A 20,811-nucleotide genomic window follows, 5' to 3' on the forward strand; every position below is an offset into this window, starting at 1 on the left:
CGGACGGGCTTGAGGTTGGTCCCGCTCAGTTGAAGCGTAACTCGACCGACAGCGCCCGCTCCAGCAGCCCCGCCTCGTAGTACTGGGCGGTCTGTGTCGGGTGTGTCTCGTCGACCGCCCGAACAGTCTCGACGGTGTTGGCGAAGTTCTTGTAGGTCGCCTCGTCGACCATCTGGCCGTCGACGACGACGGCGCCGGTCCCCTCGCGTTTGGCCTCGTTGAACGCCTCGACCTTCCCCAGGGCCTCGGTGAGTTCGTCGGTCCGGGGCATGTGGATGCGGTTGGCCTGGGAGGTCTGTTTGGGGTGGAGCGACCACGAGCCGTCGATACCGATGGTCGCCTCGTGTTCGACCTGGTCGGCGTACCCCGCGGCGTTGTAGTAGGTGACGCCGGCGCGCTCACAGAATAGTTGGTCGAACGGGCCGCCGATCGCGGCGACGCCCGCGGCGCTGGTCTCGTTCGAGAGCGCTTCCAGCAGGCCGTCCCAGCGCGGGCGCTCGCCGTCGAGCGCGCGGCCACCGAGTTCGGCGGTGTAGTCGACCGGGCCGAACACGAGTGCCGACAGCCGCGAGTCGGCCGCGAACGCACAGATCTCCCGCAGGTCAGAGCGGGCCGGCGCAGTCTCTAAGATGATCGCCATATCGAGCACGCCGTCCGCCAGGCCGGCGTCGCGTTCCGCCTCGGCGATCGCGCCCGCGGCGTCGCGCACGTCGTCGAGCCGCCCGACCTTCGGGACGACGAACCCGTCGAGGTGGTCGCCAACCTCGGTCGCGAGGCGATCGATCTGCTCGCGGCCCCGCTCGCGGAAGGTCGCGTCGTCGTAGGCCCACTCCACGCGCGGGAGGACGCGCCCGGCGAAGTCGGGGGCGTGTTCGGGGAGGTGCTCGACGACGTTGTCGACGGCCTCGGCCTTCATCGAGGGGGCGGTGCCGTCTTCGATGTCGGGGACGAGCCAGTCGGGGGTCTGGAACCCCTCGCTCGTGAGCCCGGAGACGAGGAACTTCGCGCTGTCGTCGCGGGGGACGGCAGCGGGCGCGGTCTGGAACGTGCGGCAGAGTCGTGTGGCTGTCATGGGTCGTGTCGCTGGACGAGGGCGGTTCGCCGGCCGCTGTAGACCGGGGTGCGGTGCTGGTTGTACGCGACGTGTTCGAAGGTGACCGCGCCGGCCCGCTCGGGGCCGACCTCGGCGTCACAGTCGAGGACGCGGGTGAACCCGTAGATCGTGTCACCCAGCGTGACGAAGTCGTGGAACCGTTCCTCGTCGTAGCGCCACTCGCGGTAGGTCGCCTCGTCCGAGCGGGCGTGTGCCAGCGCGATGGAGCGGGTCACGTCGCCGTAGGCCACGATGTCACCGGACGGCGAGTCGGCCATCACGTCGCGGTTGTGGTGTTGCCGGGCGGTGTTGAGCGTCGACAGGGGGAGCCCGGAGACGAGGGCCTCGTCCATCGTCCGGCCGCGCTCGTGGGCGTAGGCGACCGCGGCGCCGTCGGCCTCCGCCCGGTCGAGCGCGGCCCGGAAGTCCTCGAAGTAGTCGCCCTCGGGGGCGACGAGTGTCTCGGGGACGGTCGGACCGTTGGGGTCGTCGCCGGCGTCTCGGTCGCTGGCGTCCGTCCCGTCGGTGTCCTCGCCGTCCGCCGAGTCGGCGACGGCCCCGCCCCCGTCCGTCGCGGTCGGCTCGCGGCGTGGGATCATGTTGGTCCGCTCGTAGCTGACCAGACGGTCGCCGGTCTCGCGGTCCCGACCGACCGTCTCCCAGGTGACGATGCCGTAGGCTGGCCGGGAGGACGACGCAGTCGTCTCGACGACGGTCGAGGTGACCGCCAGTTCCGTCCCAGGCGTCGGCGTCCGGTGGATCGTCACGTCGTCCCGGCCAAGGAAGTAGCCGCCCTTCTCCGAGAGGTCCTCGACGGTCACTCCCATCACGCAGGCGAGGACGTAGTCGGGGTGGACTGGAACGGTCTCGAACCCCTGGTTACGGGCCCGGTCCGGGCGCCAGTAGGCCGGGTCGTGGTTGAGTGTCTGGCCCATCCAGTCCTCGCTGCCCGACTGCGAGAGCACCAGGCCGGGGTCGTGAGTCAGTTCGTCGCCCGGGTCGAAGAAGTCGAAGTAGTGCCCCTTCTCCCGGGTCCGGGCGCGGTCCAGGAGCGTCTCGAACGTCTCCGCGTCCGAGAGGTCGACGGCGTCGGCCTCGCTCCAGTCGGTCATCGCCGGGTCCCCCCGTCCGAGGCGGTCCGGCGGGTCCCGCTACGAGGGCCGTCGGCGTGTTCGCTATCGGCAGTATCGTCGCCCGTCCGGGCCAGTGTCCGGCGCATCTCGTTGGTCACGATCATGAACCCCTCGTCGAACCCCATCCCGGGCTTTGCGAGCACCTGGGCGGCGTCGGTCGCCAGCGCGACGTTCGCACAGGCCCGCGCGGAGGTGGCCGTCTCGTTGCAGGTGCCGCCCAGATACGCCCGGGTGTCGGTCCCCTCGCAGTACAGCACCGCTTCGGCCGAGCGGTGGATACCCCCCAGGTCCGGCGTCTTGATCTGGACCACGTCGGCCGCACCGACGTCGACGAACGCACGAACGTCCTCGAAAGTGTTGCACCACTCGTCGGCGACGATGTCCACGTCGACGCCCGCATCGGCCAGTCCGTCGCGGAGTTGGGCCATCTGTCGGATCTGCTCCGCGCGGTCGCCGGCGTCCATCGGTCCCTCGATCTGGAGCGGGTACGGCGCCGCGGCCGCCCGCAGCGATTCGAAGTAGTCGACGACCTCGGCCCGGTCGTAGGGCGGGCCGAACACCTCCCCGAGGATGCCGTACACGTCGAGATGGAAGCGCGGAGCGTAGGACGCCGGCCCCAGCTCCTCGGTCCGCTCGCGGAGCCAGGTGACGTACTCCCGGAGCCGTTCGCCGTCGGTCCCGACCTTCTCGACGCTGTTGAACAGGCCGTGCGGGAGGACGGGGACGCGCTTGACGAGCATCTTCTCGGCGTTCGTGTGGCGCTCGTCGCCGGACTGCCCGAACACCGGCACCGGTGTGGCGGCCATCTCGGTCCGGTAGGCCGACGAGACCACGCCGGCGGGCGTCTGGCCGGTCGCCCGAGCGGCGGCGTTCAGCAGGGCCTGGGAGACGCCGTAGCGCACCGCGGTGTGGAGCTGGTCGCCCTCGGAGCGGACCGGGTCCAGTCCCTCGACGACAGTCGCGTTCTGGCGGAACATCGTCGCGTCTCGGCCTCGGAGTTCGTCGGCGACGGCGCCCTCGACGACGGGGCGGTACTCAGTCGCCCGAAAGAGCGGGTCACGGCCCCCGGCCCCGGAGTACTGGACCGCCGCGCAGTCGCCCGTGACGACGGAGCCGTCGGCCAGTTCGAGTTCGACGAGCAGGGACTCGCCGGCCTCCCGGATGCGGTCGAACCCGGCGGTCGTCGGCTGACCCTCGTAGTCGAACCCCGTCTGGGTGGCGCCGTCCTTGATCGCGCGCTGGTCGTCGAAGAAGAACCCGGAGAGGCCGGGCACGGCGCGGACAGCCTCAATCCGCATCGCCGGCACCTCCTCGGGGCCGTCCGATGAGACGGCCGTCGCTGATCGCGTCTACGTCGTCTGCGACCATCCGGAACGACTGGTCCCGACCCTCCGTCTCGGCGCGCTCGCCCAACCTGGCCGCGTGCATCTCCTTGAGTTCCTCGGGCAGCGCCAGGTCGCCGAACTCGAAGATGCGGACTCGGCCGTCGTCGTCACGGGCCGGCAGGACCGCACCCCGTGCCGCGTCACTGGGCGCGAAGGGCACGTCAAGCGCACCGGAGTCGAAGGCGCGGATCACTCCCTTTGCCACGTCGCCGTCGCCGGCCTCGGAGACGGCGTCCACGAGCGCGCGGGTCGCCCGCTCGATGAGCCGCTGTTCGTCGTCGATACCGCCGAGGTCGATCTCCTGTTCGATGAGCATGTCGATGAGCTGTCGTGTCGTGCGGAGGCCGGCCGCGTTGGCCTCCTTGGTCGGCACCCCCTGGAACTCCTGGGGGGACTTCGTGATGACCTTGTCAGGCTGTGCAACGGCGGCCGTAGCGCCACCCAGACCGATCACGCCGCTGGCCCGGGCCTCGTCGGGCGGGAACCCGCCCATCCACTCGTGGAAGACGGTGGTGACCGTCACGGCGTCGGGGAAGTACGCCTCGCCCAGCGAGCGCAGGGCTCGCAGCGCGGCCACGTCCTGGACGAGGTTGCCGACCTGGCCGTAGCCCAGCGTCAGCGAGCGAACACCCTGTGTGGCCGCGAGTTTCCCCTCGATCAGCATGACCGCGATGGCGATACACGGCGGGACCAGGGTCCCGGTCAGCGGGCCGAACGGCTCGCGGTTTATCGTCACCCCGCGCTCTGTGTAGGCGCCACAGAGCCGGTCGACGAACTGCCAGTGCTCGATGGTCGTCGCCAGGTCGTGCCGTTTGGTGTAGGGGATGTTGTACGAGATGGGGCCACCCTCGAAGGACTGGAACCCGCCGGCGAGGGTGACCATCGCCAGCAGTCGCGCGTCCGGCGTCCCGTGGCGGACCTCGATGGGCGCGTCGAGCGCCCGGACGAGCCGCCGGCAGTCCTCGACGCCGTGGTTGACCGCGGGGAAGCCGTTGAGTTCGTCGGCCTCGCCGTTGCGGGAGGCCGCGAGCCCCTCTTCGGCCTTCTCGTACTCGTTGTCACGGGTGTAGGAGTCGATGGTCGTCGGGAGCAGGTCGGCGCTGCCCTCCTCGTGGAGGTACTCGAGCAGCGAGATCTGGTCCTCCAGACAGGGGACGCCGGCGCGTGGCTGGAGGAGCGGCTGGTCGGCCGACTCCAGCACACGGGCGAACCGCTTTTCGGGCGGCAGGGACTCGTGGAAGGCGACCGCCTCCTCGAAGTCGACCTGCCGACCGGTGTGCCAGTTGTCCCGCAACTCCGATGCGATGCGCTGTAGCTCGTCGGCTGCGAGCCGGCTGTCTGTGGGCATCGATCAGCCCTCGACGCTGACGCGGTCTGTCTCGGCCGTCGTCAGCTCCAGATCCTGCCGGAGCGCCGCGATGGCCTCCTCGGGGTCGGTCTCGGCGTCGAAGACCCGGTCGAAGCCCATCCCGCGGAACGTCCGCCGAGTCTCCTCGAAGTCGTCCTGGCCGACCGCGAGGTTGCCGCCGACGTAGGTCCAGACATCGAGTCCGGCCGCGTCGAGGCGGTCGTGGAAGCCCTCACAGTCCTGCCGGGCGTGCCCGTACAGCGAGGAGACCAGTACAGCCTCGGCGTCGTGCGCTTTCGCAGCGTCGACGAACTCGGCCTGTGAAGTCTGGACGCCGAGGTTGACGACCTCGAAGCCAGCGGCCGAAAGCGCCTGCTCGAGAATCGTGATACCGACGACGTGTGCGTCGGAGCCAATCACGCCGAGGATGACGGTCCGGGGCATGTACTCGGAGGTGGTGGAGGGGAGGAAATAAACTTAATGGTCTATAATGATAAAATGCCCTTAAACAATCTATAATGATTTATCACCAAGATTTATCACAGCTACCCGCCTCGCCTCGTTCATGGGTGCGCTTGCCGACCTGCGGGTGCTCGACCTGACGCAGGTCCTAGCCGGACCGTACTGTACGATGCTGCTCGCGGACATGGGCGCGGACGTGGTAAAGGTCGAGCGACCGGGTGGCGATCTGATCCGGTCGAACCCGCCGTACGTCGAGGACGCCGACTCCGAGGCCTACGGCGGCTACTTCCAGAGTGTCAACCGCGGCAAGCGCTCGCTGGAGCTGGACCTGCGGACCGACGAGGACCGCACAGCCTTCCTCTCGCTCGTCGAACGGGCGGATGTCGTCGTGGAGAACTTCAAAGCCGGGACGATGGGGCGGTTCGACTGTGGATACGAGACGTTGCGGGAACACAACCCGCAGCTGATCTACTCCTCGATCCGTGGCTTCGGCGACCCGCGCACGGGCGAGACCGAGCGCCAGGGTCAGCCCTCCTTCGACCTCATCGCGCAGGCGCTGGGCGGCGTCATGGAGATCACCGGCCAGGAAGACGGGCCGCCGACGAAGGTCGGGCCGGGGGTGGGCGACATCTTCACCGCCGCCCTCAACGCCGTCGGCATCCTCGCAGCGGTCCACCACCGCGAACGGACCGGCGACGGGCAGTACGTCGACACCGCGATGTACGACGCGATGGTCTCGCTCTGTGAGCGGACCGTCTATCAGTACTCCTGTGACGGGGAGGCCCCGACACGGCAGGGCAACTCCCACCCGACGCTGTTCCCGTACGACGCCTTCGAGACGGCCGACGGCTACGCCGTGATCGCGGCGTTCTCGGACGGTCACTGGCAGACGCTGTGTGAGGCGATTGACCGGCCTGCTCTCGCTGCCGATTACCCCGACGCCGCCTCACGGCGCGCGCACCGCGAGAAACTCCGGGCGGCCATCGCCGAGTGGACACGCACACACGACACCGACGCGATCGTCGACCTGCTGGACGGTCGCGTCCCGGCCGCCCCGGTCCAGACGACCGCCGACATCTTCGACGACCCACACGTCCACGCACGGGAGATGCTGGCCGACGTGTCACAGCCGGGCACCGACGAGGAGATGACAGTCGCCGGCAGTCCGATCAAGATGACCGAGACGAACCCCCGTCCCCGCGGCCGGGCACCGAAACTGGACGAACACCGGGCAGAACTGCTGGAAGGCCCCGCCACCGGAAACGACCGGTCGGCGGCCGAAAGCGACGATTAACCGCCGTTGCCGGGTCACTTCGGCCGACTACTTTTACCGTCGCCGGGCGTCGCTCCACCGATGCTCGTCGAGGTCGCGCTGTTCCTGGTCGGGTTAGCGGCGCTCGTCGGCGGCGCCGACCGGGCCGTCACCTCGGCCGGCGATCTAGCGCTGTACTACGGCGTCTCGCCCTTTTTCATCGGCGTCACGGTCGTCTCCGTCGGGACCTCGGTCCCGGAGATGGCCACCTCGATCTACGCCGCCTACTACGGCGCCGGCGACCTCGTCGTCGGCAACATCGTCGGCTCGGAGACCGCTCAGATCACGCTCGCGATCGCCGTCGTCGCCTTCGTCGCCCCCTTCGTCGTCGAGCGCCGGTCCGTGCTGGTCTACGGGACCGCGATGATCCTGGCGATGATCATCATGATCCTCACCCTGGAGGACGGCGTCATCAACCGTTCGGAGGGGCTGCTCATGATGCTGGCGTACGTCCAGTTCATCTACACGCTGTACACCAACGAGGGCGGCGAGGAGATCACCGAGGAGGTCATCGAAGAGCCACGGACGCCACGCGAAACGCTCCCCTGGATCGTCGGCGGCCTCGCGCTCGTGGTCGTGGGCGGGCAACTGATGGTCACCAACGGCGTCGCCCTCGCACGACTGTTCGGGACGCCGGAGTTTCTCGTGGGCCTGCTGACCGGGCTCGGGACGACGATGCCGGAGATCGTCATCGCCGGGATCGCCGCCTACGAGGGCCGCAGCGGCATCTCCGTTGGGTCGATCCTCGGGAGCAACATCACCGACCCGGTCTTCTCGCTGGGTATCGGAGCGGTGTTTTTCGACGTGGTCGTCGCCGACCCCGCCGCGATCCGCCCGTCGCTGGGCTACATGCTCGCCGCCTCTATCGCCGTCCTCGGGCTGTTCTACTGGCGCCGCGGCATCGACCGCCGGGCCGCCGTGGTCTGTCTGCTTCTCTATCTCCCGAGTTTCGTCGTTTTGTGACGACGCCGCTCTCCGGATCGAACGGGGGAGAAACAGCTATTCTAACAGCACGCCAATAGGACCGGGATGAGTGTTGTTTTGGAGCTCTCGATCCCGGCGACGGACTTCCCGCTCGGTAACGTGCTGTCCGGAGCCCCCGATATACGGATCGAACTCGAACGGATAGTCCCGACCGGGGACATGATCATGCCCTTCGTGTGGGCTACCGGTGAGAGCCAGACAGCGTTTGCAGAGATGGTTCGGTCTCACGCCAGTGTCCGCGAGTTTCTCGAACTGGACCGTATCGGCGAGAGTCGGCTGTATCGGATCGAGTGGGAGGAACCACCGATCGACCTGCTCGAAGGGATCTCCAGAGCGGATGCGGTGGTCCTCGAAGCACACGGTAACGAAGACTGGTCGTTCCGGCTACGGTTTCCGGACCACGAGAAGCTCTCCGCGTTCCACAACTACATCATCGAACACGACATCCCCGTCCACATCGATCGTACCTATACGTTGAGTGAGACCACCGGACACGGCCATCGGTTCGACCTCTCGCCGGAACAACGCGAAGCACTCATGCTCGCTCTCCGGAGCGGCTACTTCGAGACACCGAGCGAAGCGAGCCTCGACGAGTTAGCAGCCGAACTCGACATCACCCGACAGGCGCTCTCGGACCGGATCCGTCGCGCTAACGAGAAGGTGCTTACCGGCGTCCTCCTGTCGTCGGGAGCGGAACGGGAGTAGCGATGGAAAAAAGGGTTGACTGGTCAATAAAACATAGTTTTGAGCCGATGTTCGTACGGCCAGGCATGAGCAACCGGCTGGCCGGCGATCACGTGTTCGAGGCACTCGCGAACCCGTATCGCAGACGGCTGTTGTTCGCGCTGTTCGACCAAAACTTACAGAGCGACGAGCACCTCCACCCGCTGACGCTCCTGAGCGACGGAGAAGGCAGCGACGATCCCGAGGCCGTCCACGTCAAACTCGACCACTGCCACCTTCCGAAGCTCGCTGGGATGGGCGTTATCGAGTGGGACCGCGAGGCGGGTGCCGTCTCGAAAGGGCCGGAGTGGGGAGAGATCGCGCCACTGCTCCAGTTGCTCTCCGACCATCGGGACGAACTGCCCGACGAGTGGGTTTCGGGTCCCGGTCAGTGAGTGACGGCCTCCCGGCGTTCCGAAGCGATTCCGTCGAGCGAACGCACCGCCGCACGCGACCGAAGCAGTCGGGTAGTCGCTGTCCGAGGCAAGACAGCGCAGTTGTCTCCGGAGACAGAGCCGGTACGTGGTTACCCCCGTCGCTATCGAACCCCGCGGTTCAAATAGGACGACGCCCAACCCCGTTCCGATGCGAGAGACGGCCCCGACCGGCGACGAGCCCTGGCGCGAATACTTCGGCTTCCCGGAGCCGTACGCCAATCAGGCCGACGCCGTCGAGCGCGCGATCGAGGCCGGCAAATCGCGGGGCTTCCTGGCGATGGAAGGCCCCTGTGGCACGGGCAAGACGATGGCAGCCCTGACCGCCGGCGCTCACCTCGTCCGCGAGACGGAGCTATACGACCGGATTCTCGTCGTCACGCCGGTCAAACAGCAACTGAAGCAGTTCGTCGACGACCTGCGGACGCTCAACGCCGGGGTCGAGGAGCCGCTGGACGGGATCGCACTGGTCGGCAAGCGGGACCTCTGCCCGTACGGCCGCGAAGGGAAGTTCCCCGAGGACACGAGCACCCACGACCGCTGTGAGGACCTGCGGGAGGCGACTGCACGACTGGTCGAGGACGACGGACACGGGAGCGAGGCGGCGGTCGCCGAGACCGCGATCGACGCCGAGATCGACGACGAGGAGCAGTGGTGGGACCCCCGGCTGGGCCAGGACCTGGCGGCCGCCGCGCGGCCGGACGCCGTCAGCCAGACGACCCTGGGCGAGGACACGCTGGCGACGGCCGGGGCCGCCTCGCCGTACCGTCCCAGCCAGCCCACCGCCCCGGAGTCGATGGCCGACGGCGACGACCCGCCGCTGTACTGCCCGTTCGAGGCCGACTGGTACGCCCGGGACAAGGGGTCGCCGGTGGACTTCTCGGCCGGGCCGGAGAACGTCGTCACCATCGAGGACTACCTGCCGGCGGCCGTCGAGCGCGGGACCTGCCCGCATCGGGTGATGAGCGTCATGCTGGACCAGGCGGACGTGGTCGTCGGGAACTACAACCACCTGTTCGACCCCGGCTCGCGCCCGCTGTTGTCCGGCGTGCTCGACGACTCGACGTTCGTCGTCGTCGACGAGGCCCACCGCCTCGAAGAGCGGGTCCGGGACCTGCTGTCGGACCGACTGGGCAAACAGACGATCACGCAGGCCCGCAACGACTGTAACCTGCTCGTCCAGCGCGCACAGCAGAGCGCCGACCGCAAGGAGCAGGTCAGGGACGTGCTCTCGGCCCGGGAGGTCCCGCTGGACGCGGTCGACCAGGCCCGGAAGTTCTACGACGACCTGCTTCGGTGGCTCGACGACCGCGTGGAGTCGTTCCTGGACGCCGAACACGAGGGCTGGCGTGCGAATCCCGAACTGTTGCCCGAGCGGGACCGCGAGATCCCCCTTCGGGACCCCGACGCTGTCGAACGGGACGAACTCACCGAGTGGGCCGAGCAAAAGGGGTACGACGGCGGCGTCTGGCGGACGCTGGCCCAGGTCGGCACGGCCGTCGAGGACGCCATCGACCAGCTTGGGCTGGCGCGCGATCCGGTCTGTGCGGCCGTCGGCGTCCTGGCCGGTCAGTGGTGGGAGCGGGACCACTCGACGTTCCTGCGCGAGATCGAACTCGAACACTCGCCGGCCGAGCGCCGGCAGACCGACGCCGACTACGAGGCCGCCTACACGCCCGGACTGCTCTGTTACAACTGCATGCCGGCGACGGCACTGCGGGAGGTGTTCGATGGCCTGGGCAGTGGCGTCCTGATGAGTGCCACCCTGGAACCGCTGGACGTGTTCACCCGGGTCTCGGGACTGGACGCGCTGGCAGCGGGCACCCAACGGGACGACGATACCGAGGACGACGCCCGCCCGGTCCGCTCGACCACGTACGACCTCCCCTTCCCGCCGGAGAACCGGGCGTCGTATCTCGTCGACGCACGGCCGTTCACGGCCCGCAACCGCGGCGACCCCGAGGACATGGAGCCGCTTGGCGAGAACTGGAACCGGACCCGCGACGAGTACGCACAGGCGTTACGAGCGCTCGCCCGCTCGCCGGGCAACGTCATGATCGCGATGCCCAACTACCGGGAAGCCGCCTGGGCGGGGGCCTACCTCGACGACGCCGTCGAGAAACCGGTCCTGATCGACCAGGCCTCGAGCAACGAGGCGACCGAACAGCGCAAACAGCAGTTCTTCCGCGGCGAGGAGAAGGTCCTGGTCACCTCCACTCGCGGGACCCTGACCGAGGGCGTCGACTACGACGGGGCGAAACTGTCGACCTGTGCGGTCGTCGGCGTCCCGCTCGTCAACATCGGCTCGCCCCGCGTTCGAGCGGTCCAGCGGGCCTACGGCGACGCCTTCGGCGAGGACAACGCCTTCGAGTACGCGCTGACGGTACCGGCGGTCCGGCGGGCCAGACAGGCCATCGGCCGGGTCATCCGCGGGACCGAGGAAGTCGGTGTGCGCGCGTTCGTCGGCCGGCGATACACCCCCGACGCGCGCCACTCGGTGTTTCCATACCTCCCGGCCGGGGAACGCGAGGAGTTCACGCGGATGACCCCGGAGTTCCTCGCGGGGCAACTCGACGCGTTCTGGAGCGACCGGCAGTGAGCCGGGCAGTTCGACACCTGTCGCTGAATCGGAGCATGTCGCGGGCAACAGAAAACATATGGTCTTTGAGGAAAGTTTACAACGAGATGCCCGAGTGTCAGAATTGCGGTGAGTTCGTGACTGAGCAGTACGTACGGGTGTTCACACCTGAGGCAAACGAGGCCCACGGCCCACGTGTCTGCCCCAACTGCGAGGACAAACTCCGGGACGGCGCCGAAGTCCGCGAAGCCCGCTCCTCCAGGCAATAACGCGGTCTGTTTTCGGGACATACTCAAGGCCAGCAGTGCCACCCTTGGCCATGGACCACGAACTCGATGTCGAGGCTGTCGACAGTATCGACGCGCCGACCGGCGTCGACGCTGCCGAGTACGTCCTCTACGGCGGCAAGGGCGGTGTCGGGAAGACGACGTGTGCGGCCGCCACGGCGCTTGCCTCCGCCCGCGACGACACCGCCACGCTCGTCGTCTCGACGGACCCCGCACACTCGCTTTCGGACACGCTGGAGACGGACATCCCGCCGACGCCGACACGCATCCGCGAGGACATCCCGCTGTACGGCGCCGAGATCGACCCCGAAGCCGCCGTCGGCGAGGGACCGCTCGGGATGGACGACGACGCGCTGGGCGGCCTCGGACAGCTACTCGGTGGCGACGGGCCGATGGGCGGTGCCGGGAGCGGCGGGCCAGCGGGCGGACCGGACGAGGACGTGATCGGCGGCGAGGGCGGCCTGCTCGGCGGGTCGATGCCGGGCGCCGACGAGGCCGCGGCGATGCGACTCCTGCTGGACTACGTCGACGACGACCGCTTCGATCGGGTCGTCATCGACACCGCACCGACCGGCCACACGCTCCGCCTGCTGGAACTGCCCGAGACGATGGACTCGATGGTCGGGAAGATCCTGGAGCTACGCGAGCGGTTCTCCGGCATGCTCGGGAACCTCACCGGGATGTTCGGCGGCGACGAGGAGGTCGACGCCGAGCAGGGCATCGAAGATCTGCGGGAGCTGAGCGACCGTATCGAACACCTGCGTGCCATCCTCCGTGACCCCACACAGACTGACTTCCGGGTCGTGATGGTCCCCGAGGAACTCTCCGTGGTCGAGTCCGAGCGGCTGCTCGGCCGGCTCGACGAGTACGGCGTCCCGGTCAGTACCGTCGTCGTCAACCGCGTGATGCAAGACCCGAGCGAGGTGCTGGGCGAGGCCGTCGACATCCCGGGGCCGAACCACGCCGAGTGTTCGTTCTGTGCGCGCCGCTGGGACGTACAACAGCGGGCGCTGGCGCGCTCACAGGAACTGTTCCAGGGTCACGACGTGCGCCGGATCCCGCTGTTCGCCGAGGAAGTCCGGGGCGAACGTCTGCTCAACGTCGTCAGCGCCTGCCTCGACTAGCCCATCAACTGTCGGAGCACGCCGAAGGCGGTGTCGCGCCAGCGCTCCGGGACGTAGTCGGCGAGCAGGAGGACTTTCGCTCCCTCGCCGACCGGATAGCGCGGCGCCGGATCGCTGTTGTTCGCGGCGTCGCGGATGGCGAGCGCGACGGTGCCGGGCGTGACACCCAGTGCGTCCTGCACACCGGTCAGCCGGGAGTCCTCCCGAGCGCGGTAGAGCCAGTCGTAGGCGCCGCTGGCGCTCTCGGGTTCGTCTTCGGCGGGCTGCTCGCCGTCACGGATCGGTCCCGGTTCGACCACGACCACGTCGACATCGAACGAGTCCGCTTCGACGCGGAGCGCGTCGCTCAACCCTTCGAGTGCGAACTTCGCCGCGGCGTCGGCGCCACGTCCGGGCGTCGAGAGCCGCCCCGTGATACTGGAGACGTTGACGACGGTTCCGTTCTCTCGGGCCCGCATGTGGGGCAGCGCCTCGCGGATCAGCCGGTGGGGGCCGTAGACGGTCACGTCGAACTGCTCGTGGAGTCGGTCGGTCGGGATGTCCTCGACGGCACCGAACCGGGAGAGCGAGGCCGCGTTGACCAGACAGTCCAGTCGGCCGGTGTCGTCGATCAGTTCCTCGACCACACGCTCGCACTCGCGGGCGTTGGTCACGTCCAGTTCCGCCGTCTCACAGCCCTGGTCGGCCAGGTCGACGATCTCGTCCTCGTCGGGGGCGGTCGCCCACACGGTCCAGTCGTCGGCGAGGAACGCCTCGGCCGTCGCCGCCCCGACCGCCGCGGACGCACCCGTGATCAGCACCGTCTTCGCCATTGTCTGTCCGGGGGAACACGCCGGGGGCAGTTAAGCACACCCGGTCGTCGGCGGCTACGAGACCGCGGCTTTCGCCTCGTCGGCCGCCCGGTCGGCCAGCCGGGTCGGCTCCGGGAGCTTGTACCCCGCAGCCGTCGCCAGTACCAGTTCCGTGGCCGTCCCGGCGCTGACGCGGTGGCCGGGGCTGACGATCAGCGGGTTGACGTGGCGGTTCGGCGAGTCGTACTGCCGGGTCTGGACGGCGTCGCCGATGTGGGTCCCGTTCGCGGCCGTCTCGACGGCGTCGTCGGCCCGGATCGGCACGCTGGTCCCCTCCGGAAAGCCGCCGTCGAGCGGTCGTTCGGGGTCGCCACAGAGGAGGCTCTTGGCGACGCCGACAGTCGGCACGTCGACGGTGACCCCGACGTGTGTCGCCAGGCCGGCCTCCCGGAAGTGGATGCGGCCGCTGCCGTCGACCAGCAGAACATCGGGGTCGTGGTCGAGAGCGTCGAGCGCCGCCAGGATGGCGCCGCCCTCCCGAAAGGAGAGCAGACCCGGGATGTAGGGAATCTCCGCGGGCTCGACGGCGTGGACGCGCTCGACGACCTCGCCGCCGCGGGTGACGACCACGGCCGAGACCGCCCGGTCGCCGACGAACGCCTGGTCGACACCGGCGACGAGGGGCGTGTCGGTCTCGCCGAGGGTGGTCTGGCCGCTGTCCGTGGGCGCCGAGACGGTGCCGGTGTCGAACCCGATCTCGTCCGCGAAGAGGGCCGTCTCGGCGATCTCGCGCTGCAACGCCGCCATCTCGTCGTGGGATAGCGACGGGTCCGGGACGAACTCGGGGCGGACGACCTGCATCGTCACGGCCGTCGACGGCCGGGCCCGCCCGGCCCACCAGGGCCGCCGGGACCGCCGCCGCGGCCGAACTGGAGTTGCTGTGGCACGCTCGTCTGGCCTTTGATCCGGCTCCCGTACCAGAGCCCGATCCCGAGCCCGATGAGGTGTGCCGTGTGGGCGATGTTGCCACCCAGCAGCCCGCCGGTCCCGGGCGCGAACGTCCCGAGGACGCTCAACAGTACGTAGAAGCCCGTGATCGCCCAGATGGGGACCGGAATCAGGAAGTACAGCAGGACCCGCAGGTCGGGGTTCAACACGGTGAGGAAGGCCAGGATCGCGAGCGCCGCGCCGCTGGCGCCCAGGACGCCGTAGCCCGACCCAGGCTGGAGGTACTGCAGTCCGATCTGGCCCAGTCCCGCCAGCGCGCCCGACGCCAGGAAGAAGACCGTGAACCGCTTCGAGCCGAGCTGTTGCTCCACGATACGGCCGAAGAAGTAGATGATGATGCCGTTCCCGAGGATGTGGAAGAACCCCGACGGATCGTGGGCGAAGATGGACGTGACCCACGTCCAGACGTACAGCGGGTTGTCGGGGTGGAGGACGAAGATGGCCTGCCACAGCTCCGACTGGGAGTACTGGAAGGGGTTCGTGATGCCGAGGACGACCCGGCCGACGATGTGTTCGAGGATGAACGTGATCGCCATCGCCGCCAGGAACACGTACGTCATGTTCCCGCGGAAGTAGCCGAAGACGCCGCCCGGCCCCGTGTCCAGGCCGAGTCGGTCGGCGATCCCGGAAGACTGCTGGCCGCCGCGGTTGTTCACGCTGTCGTCGAACCCGCTCTCGAAGACCGCCTGCGGATCGTTCCAGTTCTCCAGGCCGGGGCAGTCGTGGGCCTCGGGGAGGCGGTGTTCCGAACAGTAGGTCCCCCCACAGTGCCCACACTGGTAGGGCATACTCTCTGACTTGCCACAGGCGTCGCACTCCGACATTAAGGAGAGTTACGAGCGGGCGACGCAAATGAATTGTGACTGTGGCGCCGCCGGCCGGTTCGAGCCCCGTCGGGCTTTTGTCGGGTGGTTCCCAACGGTGCGTATGCGCGCTGCCCGCTACCATGGCCCGGGAGAGATCAGTATCGACGAGGTGCCCGACCCCACCATCGAATCGCCGACCGACGCCGTCGTCCGGGTGACACACACTGCGGTCTGTGGCTCTGACCTGTGGTTCTATCGGGGCGAGAGTGACCGCGAGGAGGGTTCCCGCGTCGGCCACGAGCCCATGGGGATCGTCGAGGAAGTCGGCGATGCCGTCCGCCACGTCCGGCCCGGCGACCGCGTGTTCGCCCCGTTCTCGATCAGTTGTGGGGCCTGTGAGTACTGCCGAAAGGGAGTGCACACCTCCTGTGAGAACGGTGGCTTCTGGGGGAGCATGACCGACGGGGCACAGGGCGAGCAGATCCGCGTGCCACAGGCAAACGGGACCCTGGTCCGGGTGCCAGACCGGTACGCCGACGATCAGGACGTGTTGCAGTCCGTGCTCCCGCTGACGGACGTGATGTGTACCGGCCACCACGCGGCGGTCAGCGCCGGCGTCAAGGAGGGCAGTACCTGTGCCGTCGTCGGCGACGGCGCGGTCGGGCTCTGTGCCGTGCTTGCGGCCCGGCGCCTGGGCGCGAACCGGATCGTCGCGCTGGGCCACCACGAGGATCGCCTGGAGATCGCGGAGTCGTTCGGCGCGACAGATACCATCTCGGCGCGGGGCGAGGCCGCCGTCGAGGAACTCCGTGCGCTCACCGCCGGTGGGGTCGACCACGCCATGGAGTGTGTCGGGATGGGTGCGGCGATGGAGACGGCCATCGACATCACCCGTCCGGGCGGGACCGTCGGCTACGTCGGGGTCCCACACGGTGTCGAGGACGGCGACCTCGTCGGCTCGCTGTTCGGCAAGAACGTCACGCTCGCCGGCGGGGTCGCGCCGGTCCGGGCCTACGTCGACGACCTGCTCGAAGACGTTCTCCAGGGGACGCTCGACCCCGCGCCGGTGTTCACGAAGACCGTCGACCTCAACGGCGTACCCGAGGGCTACCGGGCGATGGACGAACGCGAGGCGATCAAAGTGTTCGTCGACCTCACCTGAGAGAAGCCGGCTTCGCTGCTGTCCGTGTCACTCCGCGACCGCGCGCAGGACGCCGATCCAGGCCGGTTCGCCGTCGTACTCGATCGAGCCGCCCGAGACCTCGACCGTCACCGTCTCGCCGTCCGCCCGGACGCCCGTGAACTCGGCGTCGAACGACTGGGGGTCGCCGTCCTCGGAGCCACGGACAGCATCGAGGAACCGCTCGCGGTCGTCGGCCGTCGTCAAGCGCTCGGGACTGGCACCGACGAGATCGTTCTGCGTGTAGCCGAACGTCTCCGCGAGCTTCTCGTTGACGTAGACGAACTCCCGGTCCTGGATGATACAGACGCCGGCGAGTTCCTGCTCGACGAGGCGCTGGTACCACGAGAGGGCGTTCCAGAACTGCTGTTCGGTCCGGTACTGGTCGACGGCGTTCTCGACCCGGTTGGCGAGCACCTCGTACTGGTCGGTGCCCATCTCCTTTTGCATGTAGTCGGTGACGCCGGCGGCGATCGCCTCCGAGGCGATCTCTTCGCTGCCCTTGCCGGTAAAGAGGATAAAGGGGAGTTCCGGATACCGGTCGCGGACGATTTCGAGGAACTCCAGGCCGTCGGTGTTTGGCATCTGGTAGTCGCTGACGATGCAGTCGAACTGCGCCGTTTCGAGGCGGTTTAGCGCCGGGACCACGCTGGTCTCGGTCACGACGGCGAAGTCGTCGTTGATCTGTTCGAGGAACGTCTCGACCAGATCGCCGATCTGTGGATCGTCGTCGACGTGGAGCACGCGGACCTGCTGTTCCTCGTCGATGTTCGCCAGCGGAATCGGGACCTCCGTCGGTGTTGCCTCGGATGTCTCGGAGGATTCGGTTCTGATCAACGGGATGGTTCTGTCGACCACCCGCCTGCTTCCCCGAAGTGAGGAGCGGGACAGTTCGACACTCCCTGCGTCGTCGATCGGGCCATCAGCGGTCATCGCACGCCTCCGGAGCCGGTAACCGCGCCGCACACGACCGACATCCCGGGAGCGGGGGGTATCGTCGATCGGACGTGACCCCGGGTACCGTCGGTTTTTGCATTCCCTTGCGTCATCTCTCTGTAATTCTATCCTCTGGTAGGGTGGCTGGTCACAAAACAATACTGATAGTAGATACATCGAAGAGAGGCACGAAATAATCAGATCCTACCACTGCACCCCTGGAGCGCCCCACCGGTTTCCCCTCGAAGCCGCTGTCGACGCTAACGACTGCGAGACACCCAGCAGCCGACTCCTAATGAAACTGACTATTAATTCACAGTTAATATAAGCTATAATATGTCAGAACTGTTCAAAAATTTTTAATTTAATCGCGCCTGACAGTGACAATGTATCATGTCCGATTCCACCATGAAAGAGTTCCTGGCGGACCACCCACGAATGATCGGCGCACTGTTCACCATCCTGCTGTTGCTGTCACAGGCTGGGAACGTGGCTGCGAACAACGGTGCGACTATCAGCGGCCCCTGAGACGGTCTGGGAAAAGCTTCGCCTTCTTCGATTATGTGAACTTACACAGCAGCCACAGCCGTCACAGAAGCTTCTCGAACTGTAAAGCGGTACTCCAGCGTAGTTCGCCGTCTATACGGACCGGAACCTCTTCGAGTTGGACGAACTCGATCAGTTCTTCCCTGGAGACGTGGAACGTATCGAGCGAACCCGAACTCAAGAAGTAGTTGTCCCCGTTCTCGATGAACGGCATAAATATACTCCCTAGCCCTCTGTCGTCGGTCGCGTACGTGACAATCTCCACCTCGTAGCCCTCGTCACACTCCGTGATGTCGAGGAGGTTCGGTGTCCCGCTGGCGGGTTGGGTCACCGTGATACCGCCGTCACCGACGACGATGTACTGGCCCCCCATCGGGCTGACTTCACGAGAGATGGTGAGTGCCGCTCGGAGCGGGAACCCGCTGTTGAGCAGGCGCGCGGTCGAACTCCCGATCTCGACGGCGTCGTCGTTGAGGATCTCGTTGAGGGTGACGATCCCGCCGATCGCTCCGTTCTCGATGAGTGCGAGCCCTTGGTGGTAGGAGTTACACGCGTTCAACAGGAACGTGTCGACGCCGACGGTGTCCACACTCGCGGCGTCGAGTTTCCCGTCCTCGCAGGTGAACCCCTCGTGGTCCGTGTGCCCGATGTAGTGGAAGAAGTCCGTCGGGGCGGCCAACACGTCGGCCAGGTCGTCGGTCGTCAGGTTCTCGCGGACGGTCACGTCGAACGGGAGGTCCGCTCGGTTGCCGTACACCTCGTCGGCGATCTGGCGCTCCTGTTCCATCCGGGCGTCGTTCTGGACGACGGTGATGGAGATGTCTCCGGCCGTCTCCTCCCGGTCCAGGCGGTTCCGGAACGCGTCCGTGGTCAGTTTGCTGGCGCCGATGGGGATACTGTCGCCGATCCAGGCCTGTTCGAGGGTGTCCGCCGACTGCGGTTCGACGTACTCCGACTCGGCGCTGGTGTCCGCGCTCGCGGAACGGGTGATGACATCGTCCCTGGTGAACTCCGCTTCGAGTCCTGCGGGGACAGTCGGTTCGCTGGGGCCGGTACCCTGCTGCGTTCGAACGATAGCGAGGTCGTCGACGACGAACGGCAGTTGCTCGGCGTTCTCGGCTGTCGGGTCGATGTGGGTGGTCAAGCGCCACTCGGGGACGTGGTCCGCGACCAGTTCGTACGGGATGTCGAGGTACGCTTCGACCTGTTCGGTGAGCGGGCGGTCGTACAGCGCGGCGAAGTCGATGTCGACGAGGGGTTCGATCTCTCCGCGCTCGTGTAAGTCGAGTTCGTAGTACCCCTCGGTCCTGGTGACACAGTCGAGGAAGAACAGCTGTTTGAGCGTCCGCTCGACGGCCCGCTCGTACCCGTCCGGTCCGGACAGCGAGTACTCGAAGCCGTCGTCGGTCGTCAGCCGCGGTGTCGGCGCCGGTTCCAGCGAGGCGCCCAGGTAGTACGAAAGCGGCGCGGCGACGAACGCGGCGGACAGCGTCGGCGGGAGTTCGAGCGTGACGCCGGTCTCCGGTCGCTCGATGGACTCGGGGATGTCGAGTTCGTCGCCGAGTTCCAGCGCCGGGGGATGACCTCGAAGCGTCGGATACGAGCGCTCGGGATCGGTCGTCTTGAGCGCCGACCCGAACGTCTCGATGGCGGTCAGCATGTCCGTCGGGTCCGTCGTCGTCGTCACCGTCGCGGCCGGGCGGTCGTGGCGGGACCGCGCGCCGACCGCGACTGTCGTCGGCTCCGGGAACTCGATTCGTGTCTGGTCCATGTCGACGCTGACCTGCGCGGCCGACTCGACCCGGACGTACGTCTTGATCCGGGTACAGAGGTCCAGACTGTAGCTCTCGGTCGGGACCGACGCCTGTTCGAACTGCTTGACCTCCGCGACCGTCTCCCCGTCGGCGTCTCGGACGTAGACCGGGACGATGGTCGGGAGGACCAGCGAACTGGTCTCGAAGGCGACGGCCTGGCTGACCGGGAACCGAAACGAGTCGGTATCGACGGGCCGTGGCGAGACCGACTCTGGTGTCCGGAGCTGGTAGCGCTGGCGCTCGACGCGGTCGATGACGCTGATTCCTGGCCTCTCGGCGAGTGGTTCGAACGTGACGTTCATCTGTGTCCGATCGTCGATCGGGTCTCTTGTGTCTACGTTGCGTGCAAGAAGTGCAAAAAGATATCGCCCCGAGCGAAACGGGCAAGGGTCCCGGTCCCGAACGACCAGTCAGTGAAGGAGTTCGAGCGCAAGCAACTGTTAGAGCGCATCGAACGGGACGGTGCGACGGTCGGCGCCGACATCCCCGACGAGATCACCGTCCAGGGCGAGGAGATCGAACTGCGGTCGTTCGTCTTCGAGATCAAGCGCCGGGAGACGGTCCCGCGGGGCGAGCGCGAGCGGGTCGACCGCGCGAAGAAGAACCTCCGCCGGGAGCGCCTCCAGCGCAAGCAACGCATCGAGGACGGGGAGGTCAGCTACGAGGAGGGCGAGCGGCTGGCGAGCGCCATCATCGGGATCGACCGGGCGCTGAACGCGCTCGAACAGCTCGGCCCGGCCAACCTCGAACAGGAGGAACGGGCACAGGAGGCCGCCGACCAGAAGCGATGGATGAAGTTCCTGCGCAAGGCACTGGGGCACGAGGACGCGGACTCCGGCACCGGCCGTGCCGGGCGAGGGAGATAAC

Annotated in this window: 20 protein-coding genes; 10 read left to right on the forward strand and 10 right to left on the reverse strand. The window is 67.5% G+C overall.

Features of this window, described 5'->3' with window-relative positions; all coding sequences use genetic code 11:
- Positions 1–25 precede the first annotated feature (25 nt).
- From citE to glmS, 5 genes are read right to left on the reverse strand one after another with little or no spacing between them, the layout of a single operon-like run.
- Positions 26–1,072 (reverse strand): L-malyl-CoA/beta-methylmalyl-CoA lyase, encoded by a 1,047-nt coding sequence (gene citE / locus P1L40_RS02650; RefSeq protein WP_284009764.1) that lies wholly within the window; start codon positions 1,070–1,072, stop codon positions 26–28.
- The gene (gene mch / locus P1L40_RS02655; protein WP_284009765.1) at positions 1,069–2,205 is read right to left on the reverse strand and encodes a 2-methylfumaryl-CoA hydratase; all 1,137 of its coding nucleotides are present in this window, start codon (positions 2,203–2,205) and stop codon (positions 1,069–1,071) included. The genes citE and mch overlap by 4 nt, the downstream gene beginning before the upstream one ends.
- Positions 2,202–3,524 carry a methylaspartate ammonia-lyase gene (locus tag P1L40_RS02660; RefSeq protein ID WP_284009766.1) on the reverse strand — a complete coding sequence of 441 codons (1,323 nt, stop codon included), beginning with the start codon at positions 3,522–3,524 and terminating at the stop codon, positions 2,202–2,204. The genes mch and P1L40_RS02660 overlap by 4 nt, the downstream gene beginning before the upstream one ends.
- Positions 3,514–4,959, reverse strand: a complete 1,446-nt coding sequence (locus P1L40_RS02665; protein ID WP_284009767.1) for a methylaspartate mutase subunit E — start codon at positions 4,957–4,959, stop codon at positions 3,514–3,516. The genes P1L40_RS02660 and P1L40_RS02665 overlap by 11 nt, the downstream gene beginning before the upstream one ends.
- A 3-nt stretch (positions 4,960–4,962) precedes the next feature.
- On the reverse strand, positions 4,963–5,403 hold the full coding sequence (glmS, locus tag P1L40_RS02670; protein WP_284009768.1) for a methylaspartate mutase subunit S: 441 nt from the start codon (positions 5,401–5,403) through the stop codon (positions 4,963–4,965).
- A 121-nt stretch (positions 5,404–5,524) separates the two neighbouring features.
- On the opposite strand from glmS, the gene mct reads away from it, so the two are divergent.
- The 7 genes from mct to P1L40_RS02705 all read left to right on the forward strand — a co-directional run bounded on the left by mct (position 5,525) and on the right by P1L40_RS02705 (position 12,863).
- On the forward strand, positions 5,525–6,715 hold the full coding sequence (mct, locus tag P1L40_RS02675) for a succinyl-CoA:mesaconate CoA-transferase (RefSeq protein ID WP_284009769.1): 1,191 nt from the start codon (positions 5,525–5,527) through the stop codon (positions 6,713–6,715).
- 60 nt (positions 6,716–6,775) lie between these two features.
- The gene (locus tag P1L40_RS02680; RefSeq protein WP_284009770.1) at positions 6,776–7,696 is read left to right on the forward strand and encodes a sodium:calcium antiporter; all 921 of its coding nucleotides are present in this window, start codon (positions 6,776–6,778) and stop codon (positions 7,694–7,696) included.
- A 66-nt stretch (positions 7,697–7,762) separates the two neighbouring features.
- Positions 7,763–8,422: a helix-turn-helix domain-containing protein gene (locus P1L40_RS02685; protein WP_284009771.1), complete on the forward strand. Its 660-nt coding sequence runs from the start codon at positions 7,763–7,765 to the stop codon at positions 8,420–8,422.
- Between the two features lie 65 nt (positions 8,423–8,487).
- Positions 8,488–8,835: a DUF7344 domain-containing protein gene (locus P1L40_RS02690; protein WP_284009772.1), complete on the forward strand. Its 348-nt coding sequence runs from the start codon at positions 8,488–8,490 to the stop codon at positions 8,833–8,835.
- A 190-nt stretch (positions 8,836–9,025) separates the two neighbouring features.
- Positions 9,026–11,473 (forward strand): ATP-dependent DNA helicase, encoded by a 2,448-nt coding sequence (locus P1L40_RS02695; protein WP_284009773.1) that lies wholly within the window; start codon positions 9,026–9,028, stop codon positions 11,471–11,473.
- An 86-nt stretch (positions 11,474–11,559) separates the two neighbouring features.
- Positions 11,560–11,721 (forward strand): DUF7563 family protein, encoded by a 162-nt coding sequence (locus P1L40_RS02700; protein WP_284009774.1) that lies wholly within the window; start codon positions 11,560–11,562, stop codon positions 11,719–11,721.
- Between the two features lie 50 nt (positions 11,722–11,771).
- Complete coding sequence (locus P1L40_RS02705; protein ID WP_284009775.1) at positions 11,772–12,863, forward strand: ArsA family ATPase; 1,092 nt, start codon at positions 11,772–11,774, stop codon at positions 12,861–12,863.
- Here the strand turns inward: P1L40_RS02705 and P1L40_RS02710 are convergent.
- From P1L40_RS02710 to P1L40_RS02720, 3 genes are read right to left on the reverse strand one after another with little or no spacing between them, the layout of a single operon-like run.
- Positions 12,860–13,675 (reverse strand): SDR family NAD(P)-dependent oxidoreductase, encoded by an 816-nt coding sequence (locus P1L40_RS02710; RefSeq protein WP_284009776.1) that lies wholly within the window; start codon positions 13,673–13,675, stop codon positions 12,860–12,862. The two genes, P1L40_RS02705 and P1L40_RS02710, sit on opposite strands and share 4 nt — an antisense overlap.
- A 54-nt stretch (positions 13,676–13,729) precedes the next feature.
- Positions 13,730–14,515, reverse strand: coding sequence for an endonuclease V (locus P1L40_RS02715; RefSeq protein ID WP_284009777.1), 786 nt, complete (start codon positions 14,513–14,515; stop codon positions 13,730–13,732).
- Between the two features lie 2 nt (positions 14,516–14,517).
- Positions 14,518–15,486 carry a rhomboid family intramembrane serine protease gene (locus P1L40_RS02720; protein WP_284009778.1) on the reverse strand — a complete coding sequence of 323 codons (969 nt, stop codon included), beginning with the start codon at positions 15,484–15,486 and terminating at the stop codon, positions 14,518–14,520.
- 103 nt (positions 15,487–15,589) lie between these two features.
- Here P1L40_RS02720 and P1L40_RS02725 point away from each other — a divergent pair, with 103 nt between their 5' ends.
- The gene (locus P1L40_RS02725; RefSeq protein WP_284009779.1) at positions 15,590–16,630 is read left to right on the forward strand and encodes a zinc-dependent alcohol dehydrogenase family protein; all 1,041 of its coding nucleotides are present in this window, start codon (positions 15,590–15,592) and stop codon (positions 16,628–16,630) included.
- A gap of 27 nt (positions 16,631–16,657) precedes the next feature.
- Here P1L40_RS02725 and P1L40_RS02730 read toward each other — a convergent pair whose 3' ends face one another.
- Positions 16,658–17,581: a response regulator gene (locus tag P1L40_RS02730; protein WP_284009780.1), complete on the reverse strand. Its 924-nt coding sequence runs from the start codon at positions 17,579–17,581 to the stop codon at positions 16,658–16,660.
- Positions 17,582–17,977: 396 nt separating this feature from the next.
- Here P1L40_RS02730 and P1L40_RS02735 point away from each other — a divergent pair, with 396 nt between their 5' ends.
- Positions 17,978–18,112 carry a DUF7503 family protein gene (locus tag P1L40_RS02735; RefSeq protein WP_284009781.1) on the forward strand — a complete coding sequence of 45 codons (135 nt, stop codon included), beginning with the start codon at positions 17,978–17,980 and terminating at the stop codon, positions 18,110–18,112.
- A gap of 61 nt (positions 18,113–18,173) precedes the next feature.
- Here P1L40_RS02735 and P1L40_RS02740 read toward each other — a convergent pair whose 3' ends face one another.
- Complete coding sequence (locus P1L40_RS02740; protein WP_284009782.1) at positions 18,174–20,246, reverse strand: hypothetical protein; 2,073 nt, start codon at positions 20,244–20,246, stop codon at positions 18,174–18,176.
- Positions 20,247–20,357: 111 nt separating this feature from the next.
- Here P1L40_RS02740 and P1L40_RS02745 point away from each other — a divergent pair, with 111 nt between their 5' ends.
- Entirely contained in the window at positions 20,358–20,810 is a 453-nt protein-coding gene (locus P1L40_RS02745) for a DUF5788 family protein (protein ID WP_284009783.1), read from the forward strand.
- Position 20,811 lies beyond the last annotated feature (1 nt).

Origin of the sequence: Haloarcula pelagica, assembly GCF_030127105.1 — an archaeon.
GTDB lineage: Archaea > Halobacteriota > Halobacteria > Halobacteriales > Haloarculaceae > Haloarcula > Haloarcula pelagica.